We start from the raw sequence: 24623 nt of genomic DNA on the forward strand, positions 1-24623 counted from the left end.
TGCCCGGCGGCGCCGGGTGACCTCCGATCGGCGCAGGGGCGACGCGGTTGAGGCACCCGTCGGGGTGGGCTGGTCGGGTCGACCTGTCGGGGACCTTGCGCAACCCTGCGGGGTGCAGCCGGCTCAGGTCGGCGGGTGCGTCGCCGATGGTGGTCCCGTGGAGCAGGAGATCGAGGTCGTGCACTGGCACACCCCCGCCGTGAGCGCCCACCGCGACCTGGTGTGGTCGGCGTGGCTGCACGGCGAGGTCGCCGGCGTGCGCGACGGCCGCCGGCTGCTGCTCGTCGTGCCGATGGACGAGGTCACGCCGACGGGCGCGGCCCTGGCCTTCCGGCTCTTCCACGTCGGCGCCTGGCGCGAGGCGCCTGCGGTCGGCGGTGTCAGCGGACCCGTCGGGCCGGTCAGCACCGTCGCCTGAGTGCCGCGGCCGGGACCGCGACGGTCGGCCCGGCTACTGCTCGACCGCCTCGGCGGCCTCGAGCCACGTCAGCTCGAGCTCCTCGCGCTCAGCCGCCAGGGCCGCGAGCTGCGCCCCGAGGTCGGCGAGCCGCTGGTGGTCGCTGGCGTGGGCGACGACCTCCGCGTTCAGCGCGGCCTCCTGCTCGGCGACCCGCTCGAGCCGGCGCTCCACGCGGGTGAGCACCTTGCGCGCGGCGCGCTCCTCGGCGCTGCCGGACCTCGCCTTGGCGCCGCCGCCCCCGGCGGTGCCGGCGGTGCCGGCGGTGCCGGCGGTGCCCGACGCGCTCCCCGCACCGGAGGCGCTGCTCGCCGCGGCCGCGCGGTCGCGGTCGGCCTGCTCAGCACGGGCGAGGTCGGCGGCGCGCCGCTCGAGGTACTCCTCGACCCCGCGGGGCAGCATCGCGACGCTCCCGTCGCCCATGAGGGCCCACACCGAGTCGGTCACCCGCTCCAGGAACCAGCGGTCGTGGGACACCACGACCAGGGTGCCGGGCCAGCCGTCGAGGTAGTCCTCGAGGACGGTGAGGGTCTCGATGTCGAGGTCGTTGGTCGGCTCGTCCAGCAGCAGCACGTTGGGCTCGGTCAGCAGCAGCCGCAGCAGCTGGAAGCGGCGCCGCTCGCCGCCGGACAGGTCGCCGAGGCGGGCGGTGAGCTTGTCGCCGGTGAAGCCGAAGCGCTCGAGCATCGAGGTGGCGGTCACCTCGCCCTCCGCGGTGCGGGTCACGCGGCGCACGGCCTCGATCGTGCCGAGCACGCGGGCGTCGGGGTCGAGCTCGTCGATCTGCTGGGTCAGGTGCTGCAGCGCGACGGTGCGGCCGTGCTTGACCCGGCCCGCGCTGGGCGCGAGCTCGCCGGAGAGCAGCGAGAGCAGGGAGGTCTTGCCGGCGCCGTTGACCCCGACCAGCCCGATGCGGTCGCCGGGCCCGAGCCGCCAGGTGGCGCGCGAGAGCAGCTGGCGCTCGCCGCGGCGCAGGTCGACGTCCTCCAGGTCCACCACGTCCTTGCCGAGGCGCTGGGTGGCGAAGCGCTCGAGGGCGAGCCGGTCGCGCGGCGGCGGGACGTCCTCGATGAGGGCGTTGGCGGCCTCGACGCGGTAGCGCGGCTTGGAGGTGCGCGCCGGCGCGCCGCGGCGCAGCCACGCCAGCTCCTTGCGCACGAGGTTCTGCCGGCGGCTCTCCGAGGCCGCCGCCTGCCGCTGCCGCTCCGCCTTGGCCAGCACGAAGGCGGCGTAGCCGCCCTCGTAGGCGTCGACCTGCCCGTCGTGCACCTCCCACGTGGTCTGGCAGACCTCGTCGAGGAACCACCGGTCGTGGGTCACGACCACCAGCGCGCTCGGTCGTCGCACCAGGTGCTGGGCGAGCCACGAGACGGCCTCGACGTCGAGGTGGTTGGTGGGCTCGTCGAGCACCACGAGGTCGTGCTGGTCGAGCAGCAGGGCCGCCAGCGAGCAGCGCCGCCGCTCCCCGCCGGAGAGCCCGAGCACCGCGCGGTCGAGGTCGACCCCGGCGAGCAGCACCTCGACGACCTCGCGTGCCGTCGCGTCGCCGGCCCACTCGTGGTCGGCGCGGCCCGCGAGCACCGACTCGCGCACGGTGTGGCTGTCGACGAGCTCGTCGCCCTGGTGGAGGTAGCCGACCGTCAGCCCCCGCGTCCGCGAGACCCGGCCCTCGTCGGGCTCCTCGAGGCCGGTCATCACCTCGAGCAGCGTGGTCTTGCCGTCGCCGTTGCGCCCGACGATGCCGATGCGCTCGCCCGCGGCCACGCCGAGCGAGACCTCCGAGAGCAGCGGGCGCACGCCGTACGCCTTGGAGACGCGCTCGAGGTTGAGCAGGTTCGTCGCGGTGGCCATCAGCCGACCTCCCGGGGTACGTCGAGCACGTGCGCGCCGGCGACCGGTGCGGGCACGACCAGCACACCGTCGCGGCCGGACTCCTGCAGCGCGCCCGCGGTCGACCGCGCGGCCCCGACGTCGGCGCAGAGGAAGACGCAGGTCGGACCCGACCCCGACACCAGGCCGCGGAGGGCGCCGGCGCGCTCGCCGGCCTCCAGCAGGTCGGCGAGGTCGGGGCGCAGGTCGAGCGCCGGGGCCTGCAGGTCGTTGTGGAGGGCCGCCGCGAGCGCGTGGACGTCGCCGGCGCGGAGGGCGGCGAGCACGGCGTGGGCCGGGCGCGGCTCCGCGGGTGCGGCGGGCCGCAGCTCGTCGTGGTGGCGGTAGACCCGCGGCGTCGAGAGGCCCTCGTCGGAGGGGACCACCACCCACCACCAGGCGCCCGCGTCGGGGGCGGGGTCGACGACCTCGCCGCGACCGGTGCCGAGCGCGCTGCCGCCGACGAGCGCGAAGGGCACGTCGCTGCCGAGGTCGGCCGCGAGCCGCAGCAGGTCGGCGTCGGGGGTCTGCAGCTCCCAGAGCCGGTCGAGGGCGACCAGCGCCGCGGCGGCGTCGGCGCTGCCGCCGGCCAGACCCCCGGCCACCGGGACGCTCTTGTCGAGGTGCAGCCGGGCGTCGGCGGGCCGGCCGTGGTGGGCGGCCAGCGCCAGCCCGGCGCGGACCGCGAGGTTGGTCGCGTCGAGGGGCACGCCGGAGACGTCGAGGTGGGGCCGCGCGGTGAGGCTGAGGGTGAGGCCCTCCCCCGGCGCGGCCGGGGCGGCGGTGAGGTCGTCGTGCAGGCCGACCGCCTGGTAGACGGTGACGAGCGGGTGGAAGCCGTCGGCGCGGGGGGCGCCGACGCCGAGGTGGAGGTTCACCTTCGCGGGCGCGCGCACGGTCACCGGCGCACCCGCGGGAGCGGGGGCAGGGCTCACGCGGCCTCCCCGCGCACGGCGGCGAGGGCCTCGGCGACGCGCACGAAGTCGTCGACGTCGAGCTGCTCGCCGCGCGCCATCGGCTCGATGCCGGCCGCCTCGAGCGCGGCGGTGGCTGCCTCGCCCGACCCCGCGAGCCCGCGCAGCGCGCCCCGCAGCGCCTTGCGCCGCTGGGCGAAGGCGGCGTCGACGACGGCGAAGACCGCCTCGCGCGACACCGCCGTCGTCGGCGGCTCGCGGCGGGTCCAGGCGACCAGGCCGGAGTCGACGTTGGGTGCGGGCCAGAAGACGTTGCGACCGACGGCGCCGGCACGGCGGACGTCGGCGTGCCAGGCGGCCTTGACCGAGGGCACGCCGTAGGTGCGCGAGCCCGGTCCCGCGGCGAGCCGGTCGGCCACCTCGGACTGCACCATCACCAGGCCGCGCTCGAGGCTCGGGAGCAGCGCGAGCAGGTGCAGCAGCACCGGCACCGAGACGTTGTAGGGCAGGTTGGCCACCAGCGCCGTGGGCGCCGGGCCCGGCAGGTCGGTGACGCGCAGGGCGTCGGCGAGCACCACCTCGAAGGCGTCGGCCGGGAGGTCGGGCGCGAGCTCGGCCACCGTCGCCGGCAGCCGCCCCGCGAGCAGCGGGTCGACCTCGACCGCGACCACGCGGCGTACGTCGTCGAGGAGCGCGAGCGTCAGCGACCCGAGGCCCGGGCCCACCTCGACGACCACGTCGTCGGGGCCGACGCCCGACTCCCGCACGATGCGGCGCACGGTGTTGGGGTCGATCACGAAGTTCTGCCCGCGCTGCTTGGTGGGGCGCAGGTCGAGCTCGGCGGCCAGGCGACGCACCTCCGCCGGCCCGAGGAGCCTCGGACCGGCGGAGGGGGACGACATGGGGCGAAGACTATCCGTCAGCGCGGGAGCCCCAGCTTCGCCGAGCACGACGGCCACGAGCCGTAGCCGCCGGTGGCGTCGCGCAGGCGGGTCGCCACGGCGATCTGCGCCTCGCGGGACTGCTGGTGGGGGTAGCCGGTGCCGCCGTAGGCGCGCCACGTGTCGATGTTGAACTGCAGGCCGCCGTAGTAGCCGTTGCCGGTGTTGATGGCCCAGTTGCCGCCCGACTCGCACTGCGCGAGGGAGTCCCACACGGTGCCGCCGGAGGCGAAGTTCGCGGCGGCCGGCGGGGCGACGGGCTCCTCCTTGGTGCCCACGCGGACGACCGCGTCGACGGGGCGGCGGGTGACGGTGCTGCGCAGCACCTTCGTCGCGACGAGCTCGCCGTCGACGTAGCGCAGGCGGTAGACGACGTCGCGCAGGCCGGCGCGGCCCTCGCGGACGGTCTCGGTCTCGCCCTCGAGCATCGTGTCGTCGGGCCGCTCGACGGTGTCGAAGCCGATGCGCTCGCCGTCGACGGCCTTGCGCACCACCCGGACCTTGGTGACCACGACGCGGTCGCCCGCGGCGATCTCGGCACCCAGGCGCGGACGGACGCGGTCGTCGCGGTCGACGCGCACGCCGAGCTCCTGCAACGCCTCGCGCACGGTCAGCGCGGTGACGGTGCGGGGGCGGGCCTGGCGGCCACCGACGGCGACGCGCAGGCGCTTGGGGGTGACGACCTCGAGCTCCAGCCCGGAGCGGTCGATCCCGGCACCACGGCTCACCGACAGCTCGGCGCCGCGGTAGGCGGGGCCGACCTCGGCCAGCGCCGCCGCGACGTCGGTCGAGTGCACCCAGTGGGTCTGCGTCTCGCCGTCGACGGTCAGCTCCAGCGGGCGGGCGAACTGCACCGAGATGCGGCTGCCGTCCTCGACCGGGGCGTCGACGGCCGGGGTGACCAGGTCACGCTCGGAGACCTCGACGCCCTCGGCCTCGAGGACCTCGCCGACGGTCTGGGCCATCGCGCTCACCGAGCGGGCCTCGCCGTCGAGCGAGAGCGTGACGTCGGTCGACAGGGCGGTGTAGCCGTAGGTCGTGCCGGCGACGGCCAGGGCCACCACGGTCGTGGCGGCGACGAGCGCCGTCCGGCCGCGGCGCCAGCGGAAGGCGGTGGGTGCTGCGGGTGCTGCGGGGGTCACTGCGGGCAGGGGCTGGGTGTGCTCGTGGTCCGGCACGCTTCTCCAGGGGTAGTGCTCTCCGGGCCTCGGTCGGCCGGCGCGGCGAGCCGGCGTGCGGGGGTGCGGGGGCACCTCCGCGGCTCGCGCCCACGGGTGCTGCGCACCCGCGGCGCCGGCCACGATCTGCCGATCCCGGCCAACAGCACCAAGACCATACGGACGCATCCGCCTCGTGGCCAGCCGACGAGAGCGGCCTCACCCCGAGGGCGGTGACCCCACGGCGTGTCTCTCGCCCGCCTTGCGGCCCCGTTGACGCGGCGTACGGCGCGCCTTGCGGCCCTGCCCCGCGCGGGGCTGCGCCCCGCCGTCGGAGTCACCGGTCGACCGGGGACTCCTGCACTTGTGCCCCGAGAACTCGGGCCACAAGTGCAGGACCTGGGCCACAGGTCCGGGTCCAACCCACCGCGCTGCACGCCGTCGCGCCCGATTGTCCACAGACCCGGACCCGGCGCCGCGCACGCCACGCTGATCCGGGGCAGGCTCGCCTCGTGGACTACGACCCTGTGGCTCGGGTGCGGGTGCACCTGCGCAAGGAACTGCTCGCCTCCGGTCTCGACGACCGGGCCCTGGCCGCGGCGCTGCGAGCCGGCACGCTGGTGCGCGTGCGGTACGGCGCCTACGTCACCGGGGCCGACTGGGCGGGTCTCGACGAGCGCGGTCGCCACCGCGTGCTCGTGCGGGCGGCCGTCAAGCAGTCGCGCACGCCCGTCGTCGTCTCCCACGGGTCGGCGGTCGCCGAGCTGGGCGGGCCGTTGTGGGGGCTGCCGACGGAGGTCGCGCAGCTCACCCGGCTCGACCAGCGGGCCGGGCGCAACGCAGCGGACCTGCACCAGCACCGCGGCGTGCTGCGCGCCGCCGACGTCGCCGTGCGCGGCGGTCTGCGCGTGACGACGCCCGCCGTCACGGTGCTCGACGTCGTCGCGACCACCTCCACCGAGGTCGGTCTGGTCGTCGCCAACCACTTCCTGCACAACCGAGCGACCGACCTGGAGCAGCTGGAGACGACACGGGCGTTCCACGAGCACCGGCCGGGCACGCTCGGCGCCCGGCTCGTGCTGCGCCTCTGCGACCCCGCCGTCGAGTCGGTCGGCGAGTCCCGGAGCCTCTACGCCTTCTGGCGCGGCGGCCTCCCGACCCCGCGTCTGCAGTGGTTGCTCGTCGGTGACGACGGGCGCGAGGTGCGCCTCGACTTCGCCTGGCCGGAGCTCGGTGTCTTCGCCGAGTTCGACGGGCGCGTGAAGTACGGCCGGCTGCTCCGGGCGGGCCAGGACGCCTCCGACGTCGTCGACGCCGAGAAGCGCCGCGAGGAGATGGTCTGCCGGATCACCGGCTGGCGCTGCCTGCGGATCATGTGGGAGGACCTGACCGACCCCGATCGCCTTGCCTGGCGGGTCCGTTCGCTCGCCTCCCACCACCGGCCCGCCGCCTGAGCGTGCCGGGCCGCCGTCGGCGCGGCGTACGACGGGTGCCGCAGCGGCCTGCGCCCCGTGCCCGGGCTGCGGCCGGCGCGGCGTACGTCGTGTGGTCGCCGCGGCGACCCGGCCAGCGCCCACTTGTGGCCCAGGTCCTGTACTTGTGGCCCGAGTTCTCGGGGCACAAGTGCAGGAGTCACCGGTCGACCGGTGACTCCGACAGCCGGGGCCGCGCCACCTACCAGGAGCCGCCGAAGGCGCGCTCGGTGGTGGCGTCGAGGGCGCGGCAGAGGACCTCGAGGTCGTCACCGCGGACCTCGGCCATGGCACGCACGGTCACGGGGACGAGGTAGGAGGCGTTGGGGCGGCCGCGGTGGGGGGTGGGGGTGAGGAACGGCGCGTCGGTCTCGACGAGCAGCCGGTCGAGGGGGGTGACGGCGAGGGCCTCGCGCAGCGGGGCGGCGTTCTTGAAGGTCACCGTGCCGGCGAACGAGAGGTGGGCGCCGCGGTCGAGGCAGGCGCGGGCGAAGGCGGCGTCGCCGGAGAAGCAGTGCATCACCCAGCGCTCGGGCACGCCCTCGGCGTCGAGCACGTCGAGCACCTCGTCGTGGGCGTCGCGGTCGTGGATGACGAGCGTCTTGTCGAGCCGCTTGGCCAGGTCGACGTGCCACGCGAAGCTCTCGACCTGCGCCGCCCGGCCGTCCTCGCCGGTGCGGAAGTGGTCGAGCCCGGTCTCCCCCACCGCCCGCACCCCGTCGTGCGCCGACGCCAGCTGCTCGATCTCCGCCAGCGCCGCCTCCAGCTCCCCGGCCGCTGCCAGCCGCGGGGCCTCGTTGGGGTGCAGGGCCACGCCCGCGACGAGGGCGTCGTGGCGCGCTGCCGCCTCGACGGCCCACCGCGCGCCGGGCAGGTCGCAGCCGATCTGCACGATCCGCGGCACCCCGACGGCGGCCGCGGCCGCCAGCGCGTCGGTGACGGTCCAGTCGGCGTCGCCGTCCGCGGAGTCGGCGATGTCGAGGTGGCAGTGGTTGTCGACGACCGGGTGCGGCAGCGGCTCGGGCGCGGGCGGGCGCGACCGGTCGCGGGTGTGCCCCTGCTCGGTGGTGGCGGCGCGGCGCCGGGTCGGGCGGTCGCTCACGCGCGTGCCCCTGCGCCCCCGGCCCCCTCGAGCGCGACGCCGTCGAGCAGCAGCTGCGCGAGCTCGTCGGGCGCGTGCTCGGGCACCCAGTGGCTCACGCCCTCGAGCACGCGGAAGCGGTACGGCGCGTCCACCCAGCCGGCGGTCCGCTCGGCCTGGGCGCGACCGCAGGCGGTGTCGCCGTCGCTCCACACGAAGGTGGTGGGCACCCGCACCCGGGCCGAGGTCCACGACGGCGGGGTGAAGGGCAGCGCGCGGTACCACGCCACCCCGCCCGGCAGGGCGCCGTCGTCGACCACCTCGCGACGGAAGCGCGCCAGGTCGGCCGGGCGCATGCCGGTCGCGGCGAGCAGCCGGTCCATGACACCGCCGCGGCGAGCGGCCATCCGCTCGGGCAGCCCGGGCACCTGGAAGGCCCCGACGTACCACGACTTCAGCACCTGCGGCCCGGCCATCGAGCGCAGGAACGCCCCGGGGTGCCCCACCGACACGGTCGCCAGGGTGCGCACGCGCTCGGGGTGCTGCGCGGCGTAGGACCAGGCGACGATCGCGCCCCAGTCGTGCCCGACGAGGTGCACGGGCGCGCCACCGGCCGCGTCGACGAGGGCGTCGACGTCCGCGACGAGCTCGGTGACGGCGTACGCCCTCCGCCCGGCGGGGCGCGCACCCGGCGAGTAGCCGCGCTGGTCGGGGGCCAGCGTGCGCAGGCCGGCGTCGTGGAGGGCGGGGACGACGGCGTCCCACGAGGTGGCGCGCTCGGGGAAGCCGTGGAGCAGCACGACGACCGCGCCGTCGAGCGGTCCGCGGTCGGCGACGTCGAAGGTGAGGCCGTCGCGCTGGAAGGTGGTGAGGCGGTCGGTCATCGGGTGCCCTTCTCGTGGACGAGGTCGTAGAGGTCGCGCCGCCGGATGCCCGCGGCGCGGGCGACCTCGGCGACGGCGTCCTTGGTGGTGGCGCCGGCGGCCTCGGCGGCGGCCACGGCGGCGCGCAGGCCGGCGGTGTCGAGGGGGCCGTCGGCGGCGGGCGGCGCTCCGGCGACCACCAGGGTGACCTCGCCGCGCACGCCGTCGGCGGCCCACGCGGCGAGCTCGGCGAGGCCGCCGCGGCGGACCTCCTCGTGGGTCTTGGTCAGCTCGCGGCACACCGCGCCGGGCCGGTCGTCACCGAACGCCTCCGCCAGCGCCGCCAGCGCGGCCGCGGTGCGGTGCGGCGCCTCGAAGAACACCATCGTGCGCGGCTCGGCGGCGAGCTCGGCCAGCCGTCGCGCCCGCTCGCCGGCCTTGCGCGGCAGGAACCCCTCGAAGCAGAAGCGGTCGACCGGCAGCCCCGAGACCGCGAGCGCCGTCAGCACCGCGGACGGACCGGGCACGGAGGTGACGTCGAGGTCCGACTCGACGGCGGCCGCCACGAGCCGGTAGCCCGGGTCGGAGACGCTCGGCATGCCGGCGTCGGTCACCAGCAGCACCCGCTCGCCCGCCTGCAGCGCCTCGAGCAGCTGCGGCGTGCGCTGCGCCTCGTTGCCCTCGAAGTACGACACCACCCGCCCACGGACGACCACGCCGAGGTCGGCGGCGAGCCGGCGCAGCCGCCGGGTGTCCTCGGCGGCGACGACGTCGGCGCTCGCGAGCTCCTCGGCCAACCGCGGTGAGGCGTCCGCGGGGCGGCCGATCGGGGTGCCGGCGAGCACGAGCATGGCCCGATCATGTCAGCCGCGCCTCGTAGGCTGAGCGCCGTGACCCTGCTCTCGCCTCCCCCGGTCGCACCGGCGGGCGCGCAGCCGGTCGTGCCACCCGCGGGGCGGCGGGCGCGGGCGCGCGCGGAGCGGCTGCGCGACGACCGCGCCGCCGGCTGGCTGACCGCGGTGGGCGTCGCGCTGGTCGCGCTGGTGCTGCGGCTGTGGCGGATCGGCGAGCCGCAGGCGTTCGCCTTCGACGAGACCTACTACGCCAAGGACGCCTGGTCGCTGCTGGAGTTCGGCTACGTCCGGGCCTACGCCGACGGTGCGGACGCCGCGATCCTCACGGGCGAGACCCGCGGCCAGTGGCTCGACGAGCCGTCGATGATCGTGCACCCCGAGGTCGGCAAGTGGCTCATCGCCCTCGGCGAGGCGGCCCTCGGCATGGACCCGGCGGGGTGGCGGGTGTCGGCGGCGGTGGCGGGCGCGCTGACGGTGCTGCTCGTCGTACGCCTCGCGCGGCGGCTCACCGGCTCGACGCTGCTCGGCGGGGTCGCGGGCCTGCTGCTGGCCCTCGACGGGCTGCACCTGGTGCTCTCCCGCCTCGCGCTGCTCGACGGCTTCCTCGCGCTCTTCCTGGTCGCGACGCTGGCCTGCGTGGTCGCCGACCGCGACCGCTCCCGCGCGCGCCTGGCCGACCTGGTCGAGCGCGGCGGAGGCGCCCCGGTCGACGGCTGGGGGCCGGTGCGCGGGCTGCTGCTGCGCCCGTGGCTGGTGCTCGCCGGCGTGTGCGCCGGGCTGGCGGCCGGCACGAAGTGGACCGCCCTGCCCGCCATCGCCGTGCTCGGCGTGCTGGTGTGGCTGTGGTCGGCCGGCGCGCGCCGCTCCTTCGGGGTGCGGCTCGCGCTGCTGCGCTCGGCCGTGGTCGACGGCGTGCCGGCCTTCCTCTCGCTCGTGGGTGTCGGCCTGGTCGTCTACGTGCTGTCGTGGTCGGGGTGGCTCGTCCACGCCGGGGAGTACGAGGAGCACCTGTCCGCCACGCAGTACACGACCTACGGCGGTGGGCAGCCGTGGCCCACCGCGAGCGAGCCGGACGCGTCCGGGCTCGGCGAGGTCACCCAGTCGCTGCGCTCGCTGGCGCACTTCCACCGCGACGTCTACGTCTTCCACGCACACTTCCTCGACGACGCCGAGCACACCTACGCCTCCTCGCCGCGCGGCTGGCCGCTGCTCGGTCGACCCGTCGGGGTGGACGCGCAGCTCGACATCGCGCCCGGCGAGCAGGGGTGCGCCGCCGCCCCCGGCAGCGACTGCCTGCGCCAGGTCGTCCTCCTCGGCACGCCCGCCGTGTGGTGGGGCGGCGCCGTCGCCCTGCTGTGGGCGGCCGTGCGCTGGCTCGGCGCCCGCGACTGGCGCTGCGGCCTCGTGGTGGTCGGCTTCCTCGCCACCTGGCTGCCCTGGTTCCGCTACGACGACCGACCGATCTTCTCGTTCTACGCCGTCGCGCTGCTGCCCTTCGTGGTGCTCGCGCTGACGCTCGCGATCGGCCGGCTGCTCGGAGCGGGCACCGGTGCGGGTGGCGGAGCGGGCAGCGGTGCGGGTGGCGGTGCGGGTGACGGGGCGGACCCGGGCCTGCGGCGCACCGTGGGCGTGGTGCTCGCCGGCTCCTACCTCGTGCTGGTGGTGCTGAACGCCGCGTGGTTCTGGCCGGTGTGGACCGACGAGCTGCTCACCAACGGCGAGTGGCTCGACCGGATGTGGTTCTCCCGCTGGATCTGACGCTGGACCCGAGGCGGGCTCAGTCGCTGCGGGCGTGCGCGTAGGCGTGCTGGAGGAAGTCCGCGCCGCCGACCACCGAGAAGACCGCGGCCCACGCTCGCGCTGCACCCGGGTGCAGCCCCAGCCCCGCGACGTACGCCGTCGCGATCCACGGCGCCAAGCAGAACGGGCAGGTCAGGAGCTCGCCGAGCGAGTGGGTCGGCCCGGGCCGGGGCGACTCCGCGACCTCCGCCGACCCGGCCTCGCCCTCGAACTCCGTGAAAGGGGCGCGCAGCGGCGTCGTGACGCCCTCCTTGGTCACGATGCGGGCCACCTTGTGAGTCGCCACGGCGCCGAGCGCGAGGTCCTTCCAGTCGTAGGACGCGGGCAGGCCACGGCCGGCGCGGCGGCCCAGCAGGGCGGTCGCCGCCACGCCGGTGGCGTAGGCCGTGAGCGCGGAGGCGTAGCCGGCGAGGCGGTGGGGGTCGCGAGGGCTGTCGGGCATGCCGGGTCGTACCCCTCGGTCGACCTCGCACGCGCCGGCGTGACCCGTCGCGCACCTCCTCCCACCCCGAGGGGTGCCGCGCTACCGTGTCACCAGACCGCCCTTGCTGCTCTCACCCCCGTTGCGCAGCAGGGGCGGTCCTGTGCGTGGGGGGCCGGGGGTCGTCGGCGGGTCAGCGGCGTGCGAGCCAGCGCAGCACGGTGCCGCGCACGCGGTCGGCGCCGCGCTCGAGGGGCAGCGCGCTGCCGGCCCCCGCGACGGTGCGGACCGTCAGCTCCTCGCTGCGGCGGAAGAGCAGGCCCGCCTCGGCCGCGCTGAGCGGCCGCACGCGGGAGTCGCGGGCGCCGGTCAGCAGCAGCACGGGCACCTCGACGGACCCGGCGCTCACCGCAGCGCGCGCGACCGTCGGCACGAGCGACTCGACGTCGCCGCAGGGGGTCTCGTTGCGCAGGCGCAGCGCTGCCCGTCGGACCCGCTCGGGCGCGGAGGCGAAGAGCAGCCGCGAGAAGGCCGCCGCGTCGGAGCCGAAGGGGGCGTAGTCGCCGCCGGCGGCGCAGGCCAGGACCTGCGCGCGGCCCTGCTCGAGCGCGAAGGCGGTGGGCGGTGCGGTGGGCGACGACATCAGCACGAGGCCGTCGGTGTCGTCGTAGGTCGCGGCCTCCAGCTCGGCGACGGTCGCGCCGGTGCCGTGCCCGTGCACCACGACGTGGGCGGCGTGCGCGGGGTTGGTCTCGCCCGCGACCCGGAAGGAGCCGGAGCGCAGCCGCTGCACGACCTGGTGGAGCTGGTGGGCCTGGGCCGCGAGGCAGGTGGCGTCACCGTCGGCGAGCGGGCTGCGGTCGTAGCCGAGACGGTCGAGCACCAGCGCCGTCTCGCCGCGGCGCGCGAGCGCGGTCGCGTAGCCGACCCCGTCCGGCGCCGGCGCGTCCCAGAACCAGCCGCCCGTGCCGGCGTCGTGGACGAGCACGTGCACCCGCAGCACACCACCGGTGGCGGCGACGCCCCCGCGCGGCCCGACCAGGCGCCCGCGCACGAGGTGCTCCGTGCCGTCACCGCAGTCGAGCGGCAGCAGCGCGTCCTCGGTGTTGGTGAGCGGGAAGGCCACCGCCCGCCGCACCACGCGGTGGGTGCGGGGGCGCGCCGGGCGCGCGTCGACCGTGGCGGTGCTCGCGGCCCCTGCCGTGGCACGCGCGGTCGCGGTGGCCGTCGCGGCGGTGGTCGCGGTGGCGGGCAGCGTGACGGCTGCCAGCGCCGCCGCGAGCGTCGCCGCGGCGGTGAGGAGCGTCGTACGACGGGGGGCACGGGCGGGGCGAGCGGGACCGGGTCGGCGCATGAGCCGACCGTAGGGCCGACCGGCGGTCGGTGACACACCCGTCGTACGTGACGTGTCCCACCCCGCCGGGGGGTAGTCCGCCACACCTCGGCCCTACCGCGCCGCGTGGAGGGCCGAGGCGTGCCGGACTACCGGGTGAGGGAGGTGGAACTGAGGGTGGTGCGCGCCTCGCGGGGAGGGCAGGCTGGCCGGGTGGACGCGGTCCCGCGCGGGTGCGTGGTGGTGGGTGTGGACGGCTCCGCCCAGGGCGACGAGGCCCTGCGGTGGGCCGCCGAGCAGGCGGTGCTCGAGGAGCGGCCGCTCGTCGTGCTCCACGCGGCCGACGTCGGCACCGCGCTCGCCGCGGCGTGGGCCGGCAGCCCGGGCGCGGACTACGGTGCGGTCCGCCGGGAGGTCGAGGCGGCGGGCCGCGCCCTGGTCGACGGCGCGGCACGGGCGGCCCGGGACCTGTCCCCCGGCGTGGCCGTGCGGACCGCCGTCGGGCCGCTCGAGGCGCGTCAGGCGCTGCTCGCCGCCTCGACGCGAGCGAGCCTACTCGTGATCGGCTCCCGCGGACGCGGGCCGCTCCGCAGCCTCGTGCTGGGCTCGGTGAGCGCCGCCGTCGCGCGCCACGCCCAGTGCGCGGTCGTGGTGCTGCGACCGCGACCCGGTGGCGACGCCTGCACCCCGTGGAGCGGGGTCACCCTCGGCGCGAGCGCCGACGTCGCCGGCGCGGAGGCGGTCGAGCGGGCCTTCCGGCACGCCACGGCCCGTCGGCTCCCGCTCACCGTCCTGCACCCGACCGGGTCGGCCGGGTCGGCAACCGACCCCGGCGTCGCCGCGTCCCTCGCGGGCGCGGCCGAGCGGTGGCCGGCCGTCGCCGTGCAGCACCGCGAGGTGGGCAGCGACCTCGCGGGCGCCCTCGCCGGGGCCACCGCGAGCAGCAACCTCGTGGTGCTCAGCGGGCCCCACCACGTCGCGGGCGAGCGGCCCGCCGGCGCGGGGGGAGCCGGGGGACACCGCCGGCGACTGCACCGCTCGGCGGTCGCGCTCGCCGTGCTCGAGCACGCGAGCGGCCCCGTCTGCGTGGTGCCGGAGCAGCGTGGGCGGTGAGACCGCCGGAGACACCGCAGGCCCCCTCCGCGGAGGGGGCCTGCGACGTGCGGTGGAGCTGAGGGGATTCGAACCCCTGACCTTCTCATTGCGAACGAGACGCGCTACCAACTGCGCCACAGCCCCGCGGTGTGCCCGACGGCACGGACAGGAAAGATAGCACCAGGCCCGGACCCGGCCGAAACCGGGCGCCGGGCCGTGGCACCCGGCGCGTCAGGAACCCACGGCCCGGCCGGACGACGCGGGCACCACGCCCTGCGAGCCCGCGACCGCCCGCTCGGCCGAGGCCGCGGCGTCGGCCTCGCGGGCGATCGCTGCGTCGACCTCGGTGCGCCCGGAGGTCCACACGCCGGTCGACTCCAGGTCGATGGTGCGGACCGAGCGGCGCACGGCCGCCGGCTTGCCGACGTAGGTCGGGAGGGTGACCGGCACCGGGTCCCACAGCGTGGGGTCGAGGGTCGCGGGCGAGACCGCGGCGATCGAGGCGGTCTCCGCCCCGGGCGCCACCTCGTCGAAGCCCTGGTCGTTGCGGGCGACCTCGAAGCGCTCGGGCACGTCGGACCCGCGGTCGGGCTCGCGCGCGTCCTCGTCGTCGGCGTCGGTCGCGGGAGCGGTCAGCAGGCCGCGCCCGGTCAGCGCGTCCCAGGCGGCGTGCTCACCGCGCACCATGAGGCGGCAGAGCACGAGCCAGGTGAGCAGCAGCCCGAGCGGCACGCCCAGCCAGGCCCAGGCGACGGCCTGCGTCGCGGCGAGGGTGGCGACGACCGCGACGGCACCGAGCAGCACCAGCAGCACCCGGCGCCGGCGGGCGGTCGCGCGGCGGGCCGCGGCGCGGCGGGCGCGCAGCTGCGCGGGGCTGGCCGCGACGACCGCCGGTGCGGTCGGGACCGCGACGGCGTCGCGCGAGGAGCCCTTCGTGGCGACGACGGCGGTCGCGCCGCTGCGCGCCGGGGTCACGACGAGCCGCGCGTCGCGGCCGGAGACCGGCTCGCGGCGCGCCAGCACCCGCATCGTGTGCGAGAAGCGGTCGACCGAGCGGCTGCGCACCACCTCGTCGTGGTGCTTGAGCGCCATCGGGACGAGGTAGGCGGCCCACGCCACGGCGAGGGCGACGAAGATGACTGCACTCAGGTCCACGCGAGCAGCGTAGGAGCGGCGCGCGGGGACACGCCGTACGTGCGGCGGTGTGTCGCCAGAACACTCCTGTGGCGGAAGTGGTCGGTGGGACTCGGCGTCGTCGCGACGTCCTCGCCCCCCTCGCGATCAATTGCTGGGTCGTGGCCCGGTTACTCACGAGCAACCGGGCCACAACCCAGCAATTGCTGCCTCCCGCGGGCGGCCAGGCGGCGTACGCCGTCAGGGCAGGCGGGCGCGCAGGCCCTGCGGGGCCTCCTCGCGGGTGACGGCGTAGATGCGGTGGTCGCGCCAGCCGCCGTCGATGTGGAGGTAGCGCGGGGCGAGGCCGACCTCGTGCAGGCCGAGCTTCTCGACGACGCGCAGGGAGTTGGAGTTCTCGGGGCGCACGGCGACCTCGACACGGTGCAGCCCGCCGGCGGTGAAGCAGTGGTCGACGGCGAGCGCGACGGCGCGGGGCACCAGGCCGCGTCCGGCGACGTCGCGGTCGATCCAGTAGCCGACGGTGGCGAACTGCGCCGACCCGCGCACGATGCTGCTCACGGTCAGCTGGCCGCGGAAGCGGCCGTCGACCTCGAGGGCGAAGGGCATGGCCTGCCCCTCGCGGGCGAGCCGGCGCAGCTGCCGCACGAGCGCGCGGAAGCTCGAGGGCCGGGCGTCGGCGCCGGGCGGGACGGTGGCGTCCCAGGGCCTCAGCCAGTCGGCGTTGCGGCTGCGCACCTCGCGCCAGGCGTCGGCGTCGTGCTGCGAGACCGGGCGCAGCAGCAGCTCGCCGTCGGCGAGGCGCACGGGCCACCCCGGGGCCCGCGACATCAGTGGTCGCTCCCGACAACCTGCTCGACGGCGTGCACCAGCCACGGCTCCAGCACGGCGAGGCCGTCGCGCACGCCGCCGCGCGAGCCCGGCAGGTTGACCACGAGGCAGGAGCCTGCGACCCCGGCCAGGCCGCGCGAGAGCACGGCCGAGGGCACGCCCTGCGCGACACCGTGCGCGCGGATCGCCTCGGCGATGCCGGGCACCTCGCGGTCGAGCAGCGGGCGGGTCGCCTCGGGGGTCCGGTCGGTCGGGGTCAGACCGGTGCCGCCGGTGGTGAGCACCACCCGGGCACCGTCGTGCACGGCCGCCGCGATCGCCACGCCGACCGGGTCGCCGTCGGGCACCACCGCGGGGTCCTCGACGCGGAAGCCGAGGCGGCGCAGGAAGTCGGCGATGAGGGGTCCGGTCTCGTCGGCGTAGACGCCGGCGGCGGCCCGGTTGGAGGCGACCACCACCGCGCCGAGCAGGGCATCGACACCGTCGGCCGCGCCGGCCGACACGCCCTCGGCGGTGCTCACGCCGGCCTCCCGTCGCGGGTCCAGGTGCCGCTCTTGCCGCCGGTCTTGCGCTCGACGCGCACGTCGGTGATGACGGCCCCCTTGTCGACGGCCTTGACCATGTCGACGACGGTGAGGGCCGCGACCGACACGGCCGTCAGCGCCTCCATCTCGACGCCGGTGCGGTCGCTGGTGCGCACCGTGGCGGTGATGGCCACGCCCTCGTCGAGCACCTCGAGGTCGACCTCGACCCCGCTGACCGCGAGCGGGTGGCACAGCGGCACCAGGTCGGGAGTGCGCTTGGCGCCCATGATGCCGGCGATGCGTGCCACGGCGAGGGCGTCGCCCTTGGGCACGCCCTCGCCGCGCAGCAGCGCGACCACCTCGGGCGAGGTCCGCACGCGCCCGGAGGCCGTGGCCTCGCGCGCGCTCACCTGCTTGCCCGAGACGTCGACCATCCGCGCCGCGCCGGTCTCGTCGACGTGCGTGAGCCGGTCGGCGCGGCGGTCGGCGCCTCGGTCGGCGCCTCGGTCAGCGCCGCGGTCGGTCGGTCGGTCGGTCACCAGGCCTCCTGGTCGAGCAGCAGCACGTCGACGGCCTGGCCGGCCTCGACGTGGGTGGTCTCCTCCGGCACGACCACGAGGGCGTTGGCCGCGGCGAGGTCGCCGACGAGGTGCGAGCCGCGTCCCTGCAGCGGGGTCACGCGCGCGACGCCGTGCTCCTCGGCGTGCTCGGCGCGGAGGTACTGCCGGCGCCCGGCGCGCACCTGCACACCGTGGGTGAGCCGGGCCCGCACGGTCGGGCGGGCGTAGGGCACGACCCCCATCAGCCGGCGGATGGCCGGCAGCACGAAGACCTCGCAGGAGACGTACGCCGCCACCGGGTTGCCGGGCAGCGCGAGGAGCGGCACGCGGTCCTCGCCCACCTGCCCGAGGCCCTGCGGACGGCCCGGCTGGAGCGCCACGCTGCCGAAGTGCACCTCGCCGGGCAGCGCACCGCTGCGGGCGGCGCGCCCGCCCTCCAGCGCCTCCTTGACGACGTCGTGGTCGCCCTCGCCGATGCCGCCGGTGGTGACGACGAGGTCGGCGCGCACCAGCTGGTCGGAGAGCGCCTCGGTGAAGGCGCGTGGGTCGTCGGGCACGATCCCGACGCGGTACGCCAGCGCACCGGCACGGCGCGCGGCCGCGGCCAGCAGGAAGGAGTTGGCGTCGAAGACCGAGTCGTGGCCCAGCTGGCTGCCGACCTCGCGCAGCTCCGAGCCGGTCGAGAGCACGACCACGCGCGGTCGCGGTCGCACCCGCACGGCCGCGCGGCCGGCGGCGGCGAGCAGCCCGAGGTGGCGCGGGCCGAGCACCGTGCCCTCCTCCACCAGGAGGTCGCCGGGCTCGACGTCCTCGCCGCGCAGGCGCACGTGCTGGCCGGGCTCGGGCGAGCGGGAGATGCGCACCTGCGCGGCGCCGCGGTCGGTCCACTCCTGCGGCACCACGGTGTCGGTGCCGACCGGCATCCGGCCCCCGGTCATGATCCGCACGGCCGTGCCCGGCGCGGTGGCCGTGAGGGTGGCCCGCCCCGCTGCCACCTCGCCGACGACGGGCAGCACCGCGGGGTCCGGGTCGCCTGCGTGGGCGACGTCGACCGCGCGCACGGCGTAGCCGTCCATGGCGGCGGCGTCGAAGCCGGGCAGCGGCGAGGTCGCCTCGACGTCCTCGGCGACGGCGAGCCCCAGCGCGTCCATGAGCGGCTGCGGGAAGGCCGGCAGCGGTGAGACCGCCGCGAGCACCCGGGCGAGGTGCTCCTCGACGCTCGCCTCGGGCTCCGCCCCGTGCTCCGGCTCGGGCATCCGGGTCAGGCGCTCGGGTCGTCGGCGCCCAGCACCGTGCCGGGCTCGACGCGCTGGCCGGTGCCCCGGCCCTCGAGGGCGGCCTCGCCGCGCACGACCACGTCGCGGCCGAAGGTCCACTCCCCCGTGACGGTCAGGCGGGTGGCCTCCTTGAGCGACGGGGCCCCCTCGGGGAAGCGCTGGTCGAAGGAGCCGACGAGGCCGTAGTGCTCCTTCTCGAGGTCGACGAAGGGCACGTCGGCCGCGACCTGCTCGAGCACGAAGTCCTGGCCGATGCGGTAGACGTCCGAGCGCAGCACGAGCAGGTCGTTGGTCGTCTTCACCGGCACGAAGCGGTCGCGGCCGACCTCGATGGTGCGGGCACCCTCGAAGACCTCGATCGCGGCCCCCATCGCGGTCTCGATCTGCACGACCTCGGGGCTGGAGGGGTCGGCCGGGTCCACGGTCTTGACGTTGCGGATGAGCGGCAGGCCGAGGATGCCCTCGCGCGCGTCGAGCACGTCCTTCATCGCGCGCAGGTCGAACCACAGGTTGTTGGTCGAGGTGTAGCGGTGGCGGTCGAGGTCGGCCAGCGCGTCCTTGTCGGAGTCCAGCGTCTGCGCGGTCTCGCGCAGCACGATCCGGCCGTCGGCCTTGCGCCGCGCGAAGTGGCCGCCCTTGCGGTCGGAGGCCGTGCGCCGCACCGCCTCGATGGCGAAGGGCGCACCGCTCGCCGCGAACCAGCCCGCGACCCGCGGGTCGGGGGTCGCCCCGAGGTTGTCGGAGTTGGAGACGAAGACGCGGGTGAAGCCCTCGTCGAGCAGCTGGTCGAGCAGGCCGGTGCCGCGCAGCGCGGTGTAGAGGTCGCCGTGGCCGGGCGGGCACCACTCGAGGTCGGGGTCGGCCGGCCAGGAGACCGGCGAGAGGTCCTTGACGAGGAGCTTGGGCTCCTTGTTCTGCAGGAACTCCAGCGGCAGGCCCTCGACCGGGAGCTCGTCGTAGCGCGCGAGCGCCGCCATCGTGTCGTCGGAGGTGCGGAAGCTGTTCATCACCAGCAGCGGCAGCCGGGCGTCGTGCTCGCGGCGCAGGTGGAGCACCTGGCGCGCGATGATGTCGAGGAACGACAAGCCGCGGCGCACGCAGAGCAGCGACTTGGCGCGGTCCATGCCCATCGAGGTGCCGAGGCCGCCGTTGAGCTTGACGACCGCGGTCTCGCGGATCGCCTGCGCGGCGGCCTCGTCCGCGACCTCGACGTCGGCGAGGCGCTCCATGTCGAGCGGCTCGATCGTCGACTCGGGGATCATGCCGGTCTCGCCGTGCTCGAGCAGGCGGTAGTAGTGGGAGAACACCTCGACGGCGGTCGCGTCGACGCCCGCCTCGTGCATCTTCTCCTGCGCGCGGCGCAGACCGGAGCTAGCCATGGTCCCGATCGTAGGCTGGCCGGGTGGCTCCCCCGCAAACCCCTCCGGGCGGGCCCGGACCCGCCGACCCGCGCCGACCGGCCGGCGACGGCCCGCTGCCCGCCAAGACCGCGCTGCGCGACCAGGTGCTCGCCGCGCGGCGACGCCTCTCCCTGGCCGAGCTGGCGCAGACCGCCCTCGCGCTGTCGGAGGAGGTGCTCGCCCTCCCCGAAGTACGCCGTGCCGCCACCGTCGCGGCGTACGTCTCGGTGGGCAGCGAGCCCGGCACCGGCCTGCTGCTCGAGGCGCTGCGGGCCCGCGGGCACCGCGTCCTGCTGCCGGTGCTGCGCCCGGACCTCGACCTCGACTGGGCCGAGCACCGCGGCGCGGTGGGCCTGGCGCGGGCGGGGCGCGGGCTGCTCGAGCCGACGGCGCCGACCCTCGGCACCGACGCGGTCGCGACCGCCGACGTCGTGCTCGTGCCCGGCCTGGCCGTCGGGCCCGCCGGCGAGCGGCTCGGGCGCGGCGGCGGCTCCTACGACCGGGCGCTCGCGCGGGTGCCGGTGGGCACCCTGACGGCCGTCCTGCTCCACCCCGGCGAGACCGGGCTGCCCGTGCCGACCGAGTCCCACGACCGCCCGGTGGCGGCGGCGGTCGTGCCGGGGCGCGTCCTGCGCTTCGGCTGAGCCCGGTCGGCCGACGTCAGCCCAGCGGCTCCTCGGCCGGCTCGAGCACCAGCACGTCGCGCGTCGCGTCGCGCACGGCCGCCTCGCCGAAGGGCCACGGCAAGGTGCGCCCGTCGACCCACCGCTCGGTCTGGTCGACGTAGTGCTCGCTGGCGGGGTGCCCCGACACCCCGGTCAGCGAGATCCACCGCGAGTCGTCGAGGTCGGCGAGGTCGACCACCATCCGCATCGACGGGGCCGCCGTCACGCCGTAGCCCTCGGCCGCGTCCCACGAGGTCGCGTCGACGGTGCTGCTGCCGCCCGAGACCTCCCAGCCGTCGCGGTTGAGCAGCCGCTCCGCGAGGGCGCTGCCCGACTGCCCGATCGTCGGGCTCTGCAGGTCCAGGCGGTGCAGCCGCCCCCACTCCCACTCCTCGGCGTCGCGGCCGAGCAGGCGGGTCAGCTCGTCGCGGGCGTCGCGCATCGCCTGCCGCACGACGTCGTCACGGGTCTCGAGCCCCGGCGTGCCGACGTCGTCCCACCACGGGTCGAGCGGGTCGTCGAGCAGCGCGTCGACGACCCCGAACCACCGGTCGCCGCCGTCGGGGTGGACCTGCGCGGGCAGCTCGTCGTGGAAGGTGAGGCGCAGCAGGTGCGACCACACCGCGTTGAAGTACGCCGCGCCCGCGCTGTCGGCGGACTGCGCGAGGTCCCAGTCGCGCAGCAGGCGCTGGCCGTCGGAGAAGAAGCCGCGCGGCAGGTCCTGGCGCAGCAGGTGCGGCAGCAGCGTGGTCGCGAAGGGGTGGCGGTCGTCGAGCTGCAGCGCCACGGCGTCGTCGACCCCGAGCCGCTCGCCGACGGCGACGTCGCTCTCGAGCCGGTCGCGGATGCGCTGGGCGCGGTAGCCGAGGTCCCAGTCGCGGGTCAGCAGGTAGGGGTAGTCGGGTCCCACCACGGCCTGGTTGGCCGTCACGACGAGACCGTCGTCGGGGTCGAGCTCGCTGGGCAGCGCCTCGAAGGGGACCGGCCTGGCGGACCAGTCGTCGGTGAGCCGCCAGCCCTCGGCCGGCCACCGCCCGTCGTTGCCGGGCAGCCGCACCGGCACCCGCCCCGGCGCCTGGTAGCCGACGTGGCCTTCGCGGTCGGCGTAGACCAGGTTCTGCGCCGGCACGGCGAAGTCGGCCGCGGCGGCCCGGAAGTCGGCCCAGTCCTCGGCCTGGTTCAGCGCGAGCAGCGCGTCGGCGGTCGGCGAGGGGCGCAGGGCGGTCCAGGCGAGCGCGACCGCGTAGCCGTTGCCGCGCGCGGGGTCGCCCAGGGCGTCGGGCGTGGGCGCGTTCGCGCCCACGGAGCTGAGCTCGCGGCTGACGTCGGAGAGCAGGGGGCCGTGGTGGGTCTCACGCACGACCAGCTCGAAGTCGGGGGCGTCGCGCACCTCGACCACCTCGGTGCGGGTCTCGAGGGGTCGCAGCCGCCGCCCGTGCTGGTAGCGGTCGCCCCGCACGCGCTCGAGGAACAGGTCGGTGACGTCGGGCCCCAGGTTGGTGAAGCCCCACGCCACGTCGGCGTTGTGGCCGATGACCACTCCCGGCACGCCGGCGAAGGAGAAGCCGCTGACCTCGTAGGGGCACTCCTCGTCGACCGTGCGGCAGTGCAGTCCCACCTGCGTCCACACCCCCGGCAGCGAGACACCGAGGTGGGGGTCGTTGGCCAGCAGCGGCAGACCTGACGCGGTGTGCTCGCCGGCCACCACCCAGCTGTTGCTGCCGAGGCCGTCGCCGTGGCCGAGCAGCGGCGGCACGGCGCCGAGCGCCTCACCCGCCGACGTGAGCGCCCGCGCCTGCGCGGCGGTCCACCCCGGGGCGGGGCGCGCCGAGCCGCCGGCGACCCCGCTCGCCGTGGTGGCGCCGACGGCCTCGGCGTCGGCGTCGAAGGTGCCGCCCACCACGGCGCCGCCGTCCACGATCGGCTCGTGCTCGTCGTAGGGGTACGCCGGGAACAGCTGCTCGGCGCGCGCCCGCCCGACCCGCACCGCGGCGGTGACCCGCTCGACCTCCTCGGCCATGTTGCCGCGCAGGTCCCACGCCATCGCCTTGAGCCACGCGAGCGAGTCGACGGGCTCCCACGGCTCTATGGTGTGGTCGAGGCCGGTGGCGCGCAGCAGGGTGTACTCCACCGCGACGTCGGTCGAGCCGCGACCGTCGAGGTAGGCGTTGACCCCGTCGGCGTACGCCGTGAGGGCGGCGCGCGTCGCGGGCTCGACGAGGGCCAGCTCGCGCTGGGCCACCCGCCGCCACCCCATCGTGCGCACCGTCTTGTCGGACTCGAGGGCAGCCTCGCCGAAGAGCTCGGCGAGCCGGCCGGCGGTGGCGTGGCGGCGCACGTCCATCTCCCAGAAGCGGTCCTGCGCCTGCACGAAGCCCTGGGCGAAGAAGAGGTCGTGCGCGGTGTCGGCGTAGACCTGCGGGATGCCGTGCTCGTCGCGCAGCACCTGCACCTCGGCGTCCAGCCCGGCCAGCTCGAGGCGGCCCTCGGTCTGCGGCAGCGGCCGGCGCACCAACGTCGCGGCGGTCGCGACGCCGGCGACCAGCAGCAGGACCAGCACCACGGCCGTGCCGAGCGCCCAGCGCGCGGGCCGGGGCCAGTCGCGCACGCGCGGGACGGCGTCGCGCAGGCGGGGCTCGGCGGGCGGTGCGGGCGTGCGGTCGTCCATGGTCTGGCCATTGTGCCGTACCATTTGGCAGTCGAAGGTCGAGAGTGCCAGCGGACGTGCTCCGCCGGCCGATCCCGAGGAGCCTCCAGGTGCCCACCTACCAGTACGCCTGCACCGCCTGCGACCACGCCTTCGAGCAGGTCCAGAGCTTCAGCGACGACGCCCTCACCACCTGCCCGGCGTGCCAGGGGCGCCTGCGCAAGGTCTTCAACGCCGTCGGCGTGGTCTTCAAGGGCTCCGGCTTCTACCGCACCGACAGCCGGTCGAGCTCGTCGTCGAGCGACACCGCGGGCAGCTCGAGCGGCTCCTCCAGCTCGTCGGACTCCTCCTCGTCGAGCACCTCCGGCTCGTCGTCGACCTCGTCGTCGTCCTCCTCCGCCGGCTCGGCCTCGAGCAGCACCGCCGCCGCCTCCTGACACCTCGCCCACCGCTGGTCGAGCAGCGGACCCACCCCCACCGCCGGTCGAGCAGCGAGCCCCGACGAGCGTGTCGAGACCCCCGCGAGCGCGCCGCCCCGGCCTCGACCCGGGAGCTGCCCGCCGGAGACCCCTGTGGACGAGCGCACGCACGCGACGCCCCGCACGCCTAGCGTCGAGGCGTGTCCTCGACCACCTCGCCCCCACCCGGCCTCCGGCGTCGCCTGACCCGGTGGCGACGCCGCACGCGGCGCCGGGTGCTCGCCCGGCGCCGGCTGCTCGCGGCGGTGCTCGCCGCGGTGGCGGCGCTGGCCGCGGTGAAGGCGACCGCCCCGCCGGCGGCGCCGTCGGCGGCGCTGGTGGTCGCGAGCCGCGACCTGCCGGCCGGCGAGCGGCTCGGCCCCGGCGACCTGGAGGTGGTGCGGGTCGCGCCGGGCAGCCGGCCGGCGCGCGCGCTCACCCGAGCCGACGCCGTCGGGGAGGTCCTGGCCTCGCCGCTGGGTGCCGGCGAGCCGGTGACCGACCTGCGACTGCTCACCCGCGACCTGCTGGACACCGCGCCCGGCCTCACCGCCGTGCCGGTGCGGCTGCCCGACGCCGCGGTCGTCGACCTGCTGCGCGTCGGCGACCGGGTCGACGTGGTCGCCACCGCCCCGCGCGGCGGGGTGGCGACGACCGTGGCTGCGGACGTCCGGGTGCTCGCCGTCCCGCCGGCAGTCGCCGCGGAGCAGGCGAGCGCCGCTCCCCCGGGTCGGCTCGTCCTCCTCGGCACCGCGCCCGAGGTCGTCGGCGCACTCGCGGCGGCCGCCGCGCGGGACTACCTGACGGTGGTCTGGTCCGGCTAGCGTCTCCCCGACCGGCTCCGACCCCGGGGCCCGCACGAAGGAGCAC

At 76.7% G+C, this 24623-nt stretch carries 23 protein-coding genes and 1 tRNA gene; 7 read left to right on the forward strand and 17 right to left on the reverse strand.

Translation table 11 applies throughout. The annotated features are described in order from the left end of the window. The first annotated feature begins 157 nt into the window (after nt 1–157). The gene (locus BJ989_RS16495) at nt 158–418 is read left to right on the forward strand and encodes a hypothetical protein (protein WP_179519137.1); all 261 of its coding nucleotides are present in this window, start codon (nt 158–160) and stop codon (nt 416–418) included. 33 nt (nt 419–451) lie between these two features. Here the strand turns inward: BJ989_RS16495 and BJ989_RS16500 are convergent, their stop codons facing one another. Genes BJ989_RS16500 through BJ989_RS18425 form a run of 4 tightly spaced genes read right to left on the reverse strand, consistent with a single transcriptional unit; the run spans nt 452 to nt 5359 of the window. Further along, complete coding sequence (locus BJ989_RS16500) at nt 452–2308, reverse strand: ABC-F family ATP-binding cassette domain-containing protein (RefSeq protein WP_179519138.1); 1857 nt, start codon at nt 2306–2308, stop codon at nt 452–454. Continuing rightward, a complete protein-coding gene (locus BJ989_RS16505) occupies nt 2308–3261 on the reverse strand; it encodes a 4-(cytidine 5'-diphospho)-2-C-methyl-D-erythritol kinase (RefSeq protein ID WP_343049459.1) in 954 nt (317 codons plus the stop codon). Before BJ989_RS16505 ends, BJ989_RS16500 begins: the two co-directional genes overlap by 1 nt. Next, a complete protein-coding gene (gene rsmA / locus BJ989_RS17960) occupies nt 3258–4142 on the reverse strand; it encodes a 16S rRNA (adenine(1518)-N(6)/adenine(1519)-N(6))-dimethyltransferase RsmA (protein WP_179519139.1) in 885 nt (294 codons plus the stop codon). The genes BJ989_RS16505 and rsmA overlap by 4 nt, the downstream gene beginning before the upstream one ends. A gap of 17 nt (nt 4143–4159) precedes the next feature. Further along, a complete protein-coding gene (locus tag BJ989_RS18425) occupies nt 4160–5359 on the reverse strand; it encodes a resuscitation-promoting factor (RefSeq protein ID WP_343049460.1) in 1200 nt (399 codons plus the stop codon). 491 nt (nt 5360–5850) lie between these two features. On the opposite strand from BJ989_RS18425, the gene BJ989_RS16520 reads away from it, so the two are divergent. After that, on the forward strand, nt 5851–6792 hold the full coding sequence (locus BJ989_RS16520) for a hypothetical protein (RefSeq protein ID WP_179519141.1): 942 nt from the start codon (nt 5851–5853) through the stop codon (nt 6790–6792). A gap of 220 nt (nt 6793–7012) precedes the next feature. On the opposite strand, the gene BJ989_RS16525 is transcribed toward BJ989_RS16520, so the two are convergent. Genes BJ989_RS16525 through rsmI form a run of 3 tightly spaced genes read right to left on the reverse strand, consistent with a single transcriptional unit; the run spans nt 7013 to nt 9605 of the window. Further along, nucleotides 7013–7912 carry a TatD family hydrolase gene (locus BJ989_RS16525; RefSeq protein WP_179519142.1) on the reverse strand — a complete coding sequence of 300 codons (900 nt, stop codon included), beginning with the start codon at nt 7910–7912 and terminating at the stop codon, nt 7013–7015. Beyond that, a complete protein-coding gene (locus BJ989_RS16530; protein ID WP_179519143.1) occupies nt 7909–8775 on the reverse strand; it encodes an alpha/beta fold hydrolase in 867 nt (288 codons plus the stop codon). Before BJ989_RS16530 ends, BJ989_RS16525 begins: the two co-directional genes overlap by 4 nt. After that, nucleotides 8772–9605 carry a 16S rRNA (cytidine(1402)-2'-O)-methyltransferase gene (gene rsmI / locus BJ989_RS16535; protein ID WP_179519144.1) on the reverse strand — a complete coding sequence of 278 codons (834 nt, stop codon included), beginning with the start codon at nt 9603–9605 and terminating at the stop codon, nt 8772–8774. Before rsmI ends, BJ989_RS16530 begins: the two co-directional genes overlap by 4 nt. 39 nt (nt 9606–9644) lie before the next feature. Here rsmI and BJ989_RS16540 point away from each other — a divergent pair, with 39 nt between their 5' ends. Continuing rightward, nucleotides 9645–11366: a dolichyl-phosphate-mannose--protein mannosyltransferase gene (locus BJ989_RS16540; RefSeq protein WP_343049461.1), complete on the forward strand. Its 1722-nt coding sequence runs from the start codon at nt 9645–9647 to the stop codon at nt 11364–11366. 19 nt (nt 11367–11385) lie between these two features. Here BJ989_RS16540 and BJ989_RS16545 read toward each other — a convergent pair whose 3' ends face one another. After that, on the reverse strand, nt 11386–11850 hold the full coding sequence (locus BJ989_RS16545; RefSeq protein ID WP_179519146.1) for a DUF1360 domain-containing protein: 465 nt from the start codon (nt 11848–11850) through the stop codon (nt 11386–11388). A gap of 172 nt (nt 11851–12022) precedes the next feature. After that, a complete protein-coding gene (locus BJ989_RS16550) occupies nt 12023–13183 on the reverse strand; it encodes an alpha/beta hydrolase (RefSeq protein ID WP_179519147.1) in 1161 nt (386 codons plus the stop codon). Nucleotides 13184–13375: 192 nt separating this feature from the next. Between BJ989_RS16550 and BJ989_RS16555 the strand changes: the two genes are divergently transcribed. After that, nucleotides 13376–14275: a universal stress protein gene (locus BJ989_RS16555; protein WP_179519148.1), complete on the forward strand. Its 900-nt coding sequence runs from the start codon at nt 13376–13378 to the stop codon at nt 14273–14275. A 53-nt stretch (nt 14276–14328) separates the two neighbouring features. On the opposite strand, the gene BJ989_RS16560 is transcribed toward BJ989_RS16555, so the two are convergent. From BJ989_RS16560 to BJ989_RS16590, 7 genes are all read right to left on the reverse strand, one after another. Next, nucleotides 14329–14401 (reverse strand) — tRNA-Ala (locus BJ989_RS16560). Between the two features lie 87 nt (nt 14402–14488). Continuing rightward, nucleotides 14489–15412 carry a divisome protein SepX/GlpR gene (gene sepX / locus BJ989_RS16565; RefSeq protein WP_179519149.1) on the reverse strand — a complete coding sequence of 308 codons (924 nt, stop codon included), beginning with the start codon at nt 15410–15412 and terminating at the stop codon, nt 14489–14491. Nucleotides 15413–15631: 219 nt separating this feature from the next. Continuing rightward, nucleotides 15632–16222 (reverse strand): GNAT family N-acetyltransferase, encoded by a 591-nt coding sequence (locus tag BJ989_RS16570; RefSeq protein WP_179519150.1) that lies wholly within the window; start codon nt 16220–16222, stop codon nt 15632–15634. Continuing rightward, entirely contained in the window at nt 16222–16743 is a 522-nt protein-coding gene (locus tag BJ989_RS16575; protein WP_425490012.1) for a MogA/MoaB family molybdenum cofactor biosynthesis protein, read from the reverse strand. Before BJ989_RS16575 ends, BJ989_RS16570 begins: the two co-directional genes overlap by 1 nt. Then, entirely contained in the window at nt 16740–17285 is a 546-nt protein-coding gene (gene moaC / locus BJ989_RS16580; RefSeq protein ID WP_343049462.1) for a cyclic pyranopterin monophosphate synthase MoaC, read from the reverse strand. Before moaC ends, BJ989_RS16575 begins: the two co-directional genes overlap by 4 nt. Continuing rightward, complete coding sequence (glp, locus tag BJ989_RS16585) at nt 17282–18562, reverse strand: molybdotransferase-like divisome protein Glp (RefSeq protein WP_179519151.1); 1281 nt, start codon at nt 18560–18562, stop codon at nt 17282–17284. Before glp ends, moaC begins: the two co-directional genes overlap by 4 nt. 5 nt (nt 18563–18567) lie before the next feature. After that, the gene (locus tag BJ989_RS16590; RefSeq protein WP_179519152.1) at nt 18568–19962 is read right to left on the reverse strand and encodes a UTP--glucose-1-phosphate uridylyltransferase; all 1395 of its coding nucleotides are present in this window, start codon (nt 19960–19962) and stop codon (nt 18568–18570) included. A gap of 23 nt (nt 19963–19985) precedes the next feature. Between BJ989_RS16590 and BJ989_RS16595 the strand changes: the two genes are divergently transcribed. Further along, nucleotides 19986–20627 carry a 5-formyltetrahydrofolate cyclo-ligase gene (locus BJ989_RS16595; RefSeq protein ID WP_343049463.1) on the forward strand — a complete coding sequence of 214 codons (642 nt, stop codon included), beginning with the start codon at nt 19986–19988 and terminating at the stop codon, nt 20625–20627. A 16-nt stretch (nt 20628–20643) separates the two neighbouring features. Here BJ989_RS16595 and BJ989_RS16600 read toward each other — a convergent pair whose 3' ends face one another. Continuing rightward, nucleotides 20644–23316 (reverse strand): penicillin acylase family protein, encoded by a 2673-nt coding sequence (locus tag BJ989_RS16600; protein WP_179519153.1) that lies wholly within the window; start codon nt 23314–23316, stop codon nt 20644–20646. Nucleotides 23317–23405: 89 nt separating this feature from the next. Between BJ989_RS16600 and BJ989_RS18430 the strand changes: the two genes are divergently transcribed. Further along, nucleotides 23406–23732, forward strand: a complete 327-nt coding sequence (locus tag BJ989_RS18430; protein ID WP_179519154.1) for an FmdB family zinc ribbon protein — start codon at nt 23406–23408, stop codon at nt 23730–23732. Between the two features lie 182 nt (nt 23733–23914). Then, nucleotides 23915–24577 carry an SAF domain-containing protein gene (locus BJ989_RS16610; protein ID WP_343049464.1) on the forward strand — a complete coding sequence of 221 codons (663 nt, stop codon included), beginning with the start codon at nt 23915–23917 and terminating at the stop codon, nt 24575–24577. Nucleotides 24578–24623: the final 46 nt, after the last annotated feature.

The organism is Nocardioides perillae (assembly GCF_013409425.1).
GTDB classification, from domain to species: Bacteria; Actinomycetota; Actinomycetes; order Propionibacteriales; family Nocardioidaceae; genus Nocardioides; species Nocardioides perillae.

Coding starts and splice junctions, on each gene's coding strand:
- BJ989_RS16500 (WP_179519138.1), bottom strand. CDS start 2,308: ATGGCCACCGCGACGAACCTGCTCAACCTCGAGCGCGTCTCCAAGGCG.
- rsmA (WP_179519139.1), bottom strand. CDS start 4,142: ATGTCGTCCCCCTCCGCCGGTCCGAGGCTCCTCGGGCCGGCGGAGGTG.
- BJ989_RS16530 (WP_179519143.1), bottom strand. CDS start 8,775: ATGACCGACCGCCTCACCACCTTCCAGCGCGACGGCCTCACCTTCGAC.
- rsmI (WP_179519144.1), bottom strand. CDS start 9,605: ATGCTCGTGCTCGCCGGCACCCCGATCGGCCGCCCCGCGGACGCCTCA.
- BJ989_RS16545 (WP_179519146.1), bottom strand. CDS start 11,850: ATGCCCGACAGCCCTCGCGACCCCCACCGCCTCGCCGGCTACGCCTCC.
- BJ989_RS16550 (WP_179519147.1), bottom strand. CDS start 13,183: ATGCGCCGACCCGGTCCCGCTCGCCCCGCCCGTGCCCCCCGTCGTACG.
- BJ989_RS16570 (WP_179519150.1), bottom strand. CDS start 16,222: ATGTCGCGGGCCCCGGGGTGGCCCGTGCGCCTCGCCGACGGCGAGCTG.
- glp (WP_179519151.1), bottom strand. CDS start 18,562: ATGCCCGAGCCGGAGCACGGGGCGGAGCCCGAGGCGAGCGTCGAGGAG.
- BJ989_RS16590 (WP_179519152.1), bottom strand. CDS start 19,962: ATGGCTAGCTCCGGTCTGCGCCGCGCGCAGGAGAAGATGCACGAGGCG.
- BJ989_RS16600 (WP_179519153.1), bottom strand. CDS start 23,316: ATGGACGACCGCACGCCCGCACCGCCCGCCGAGCCCCGCCTGCGCGAC.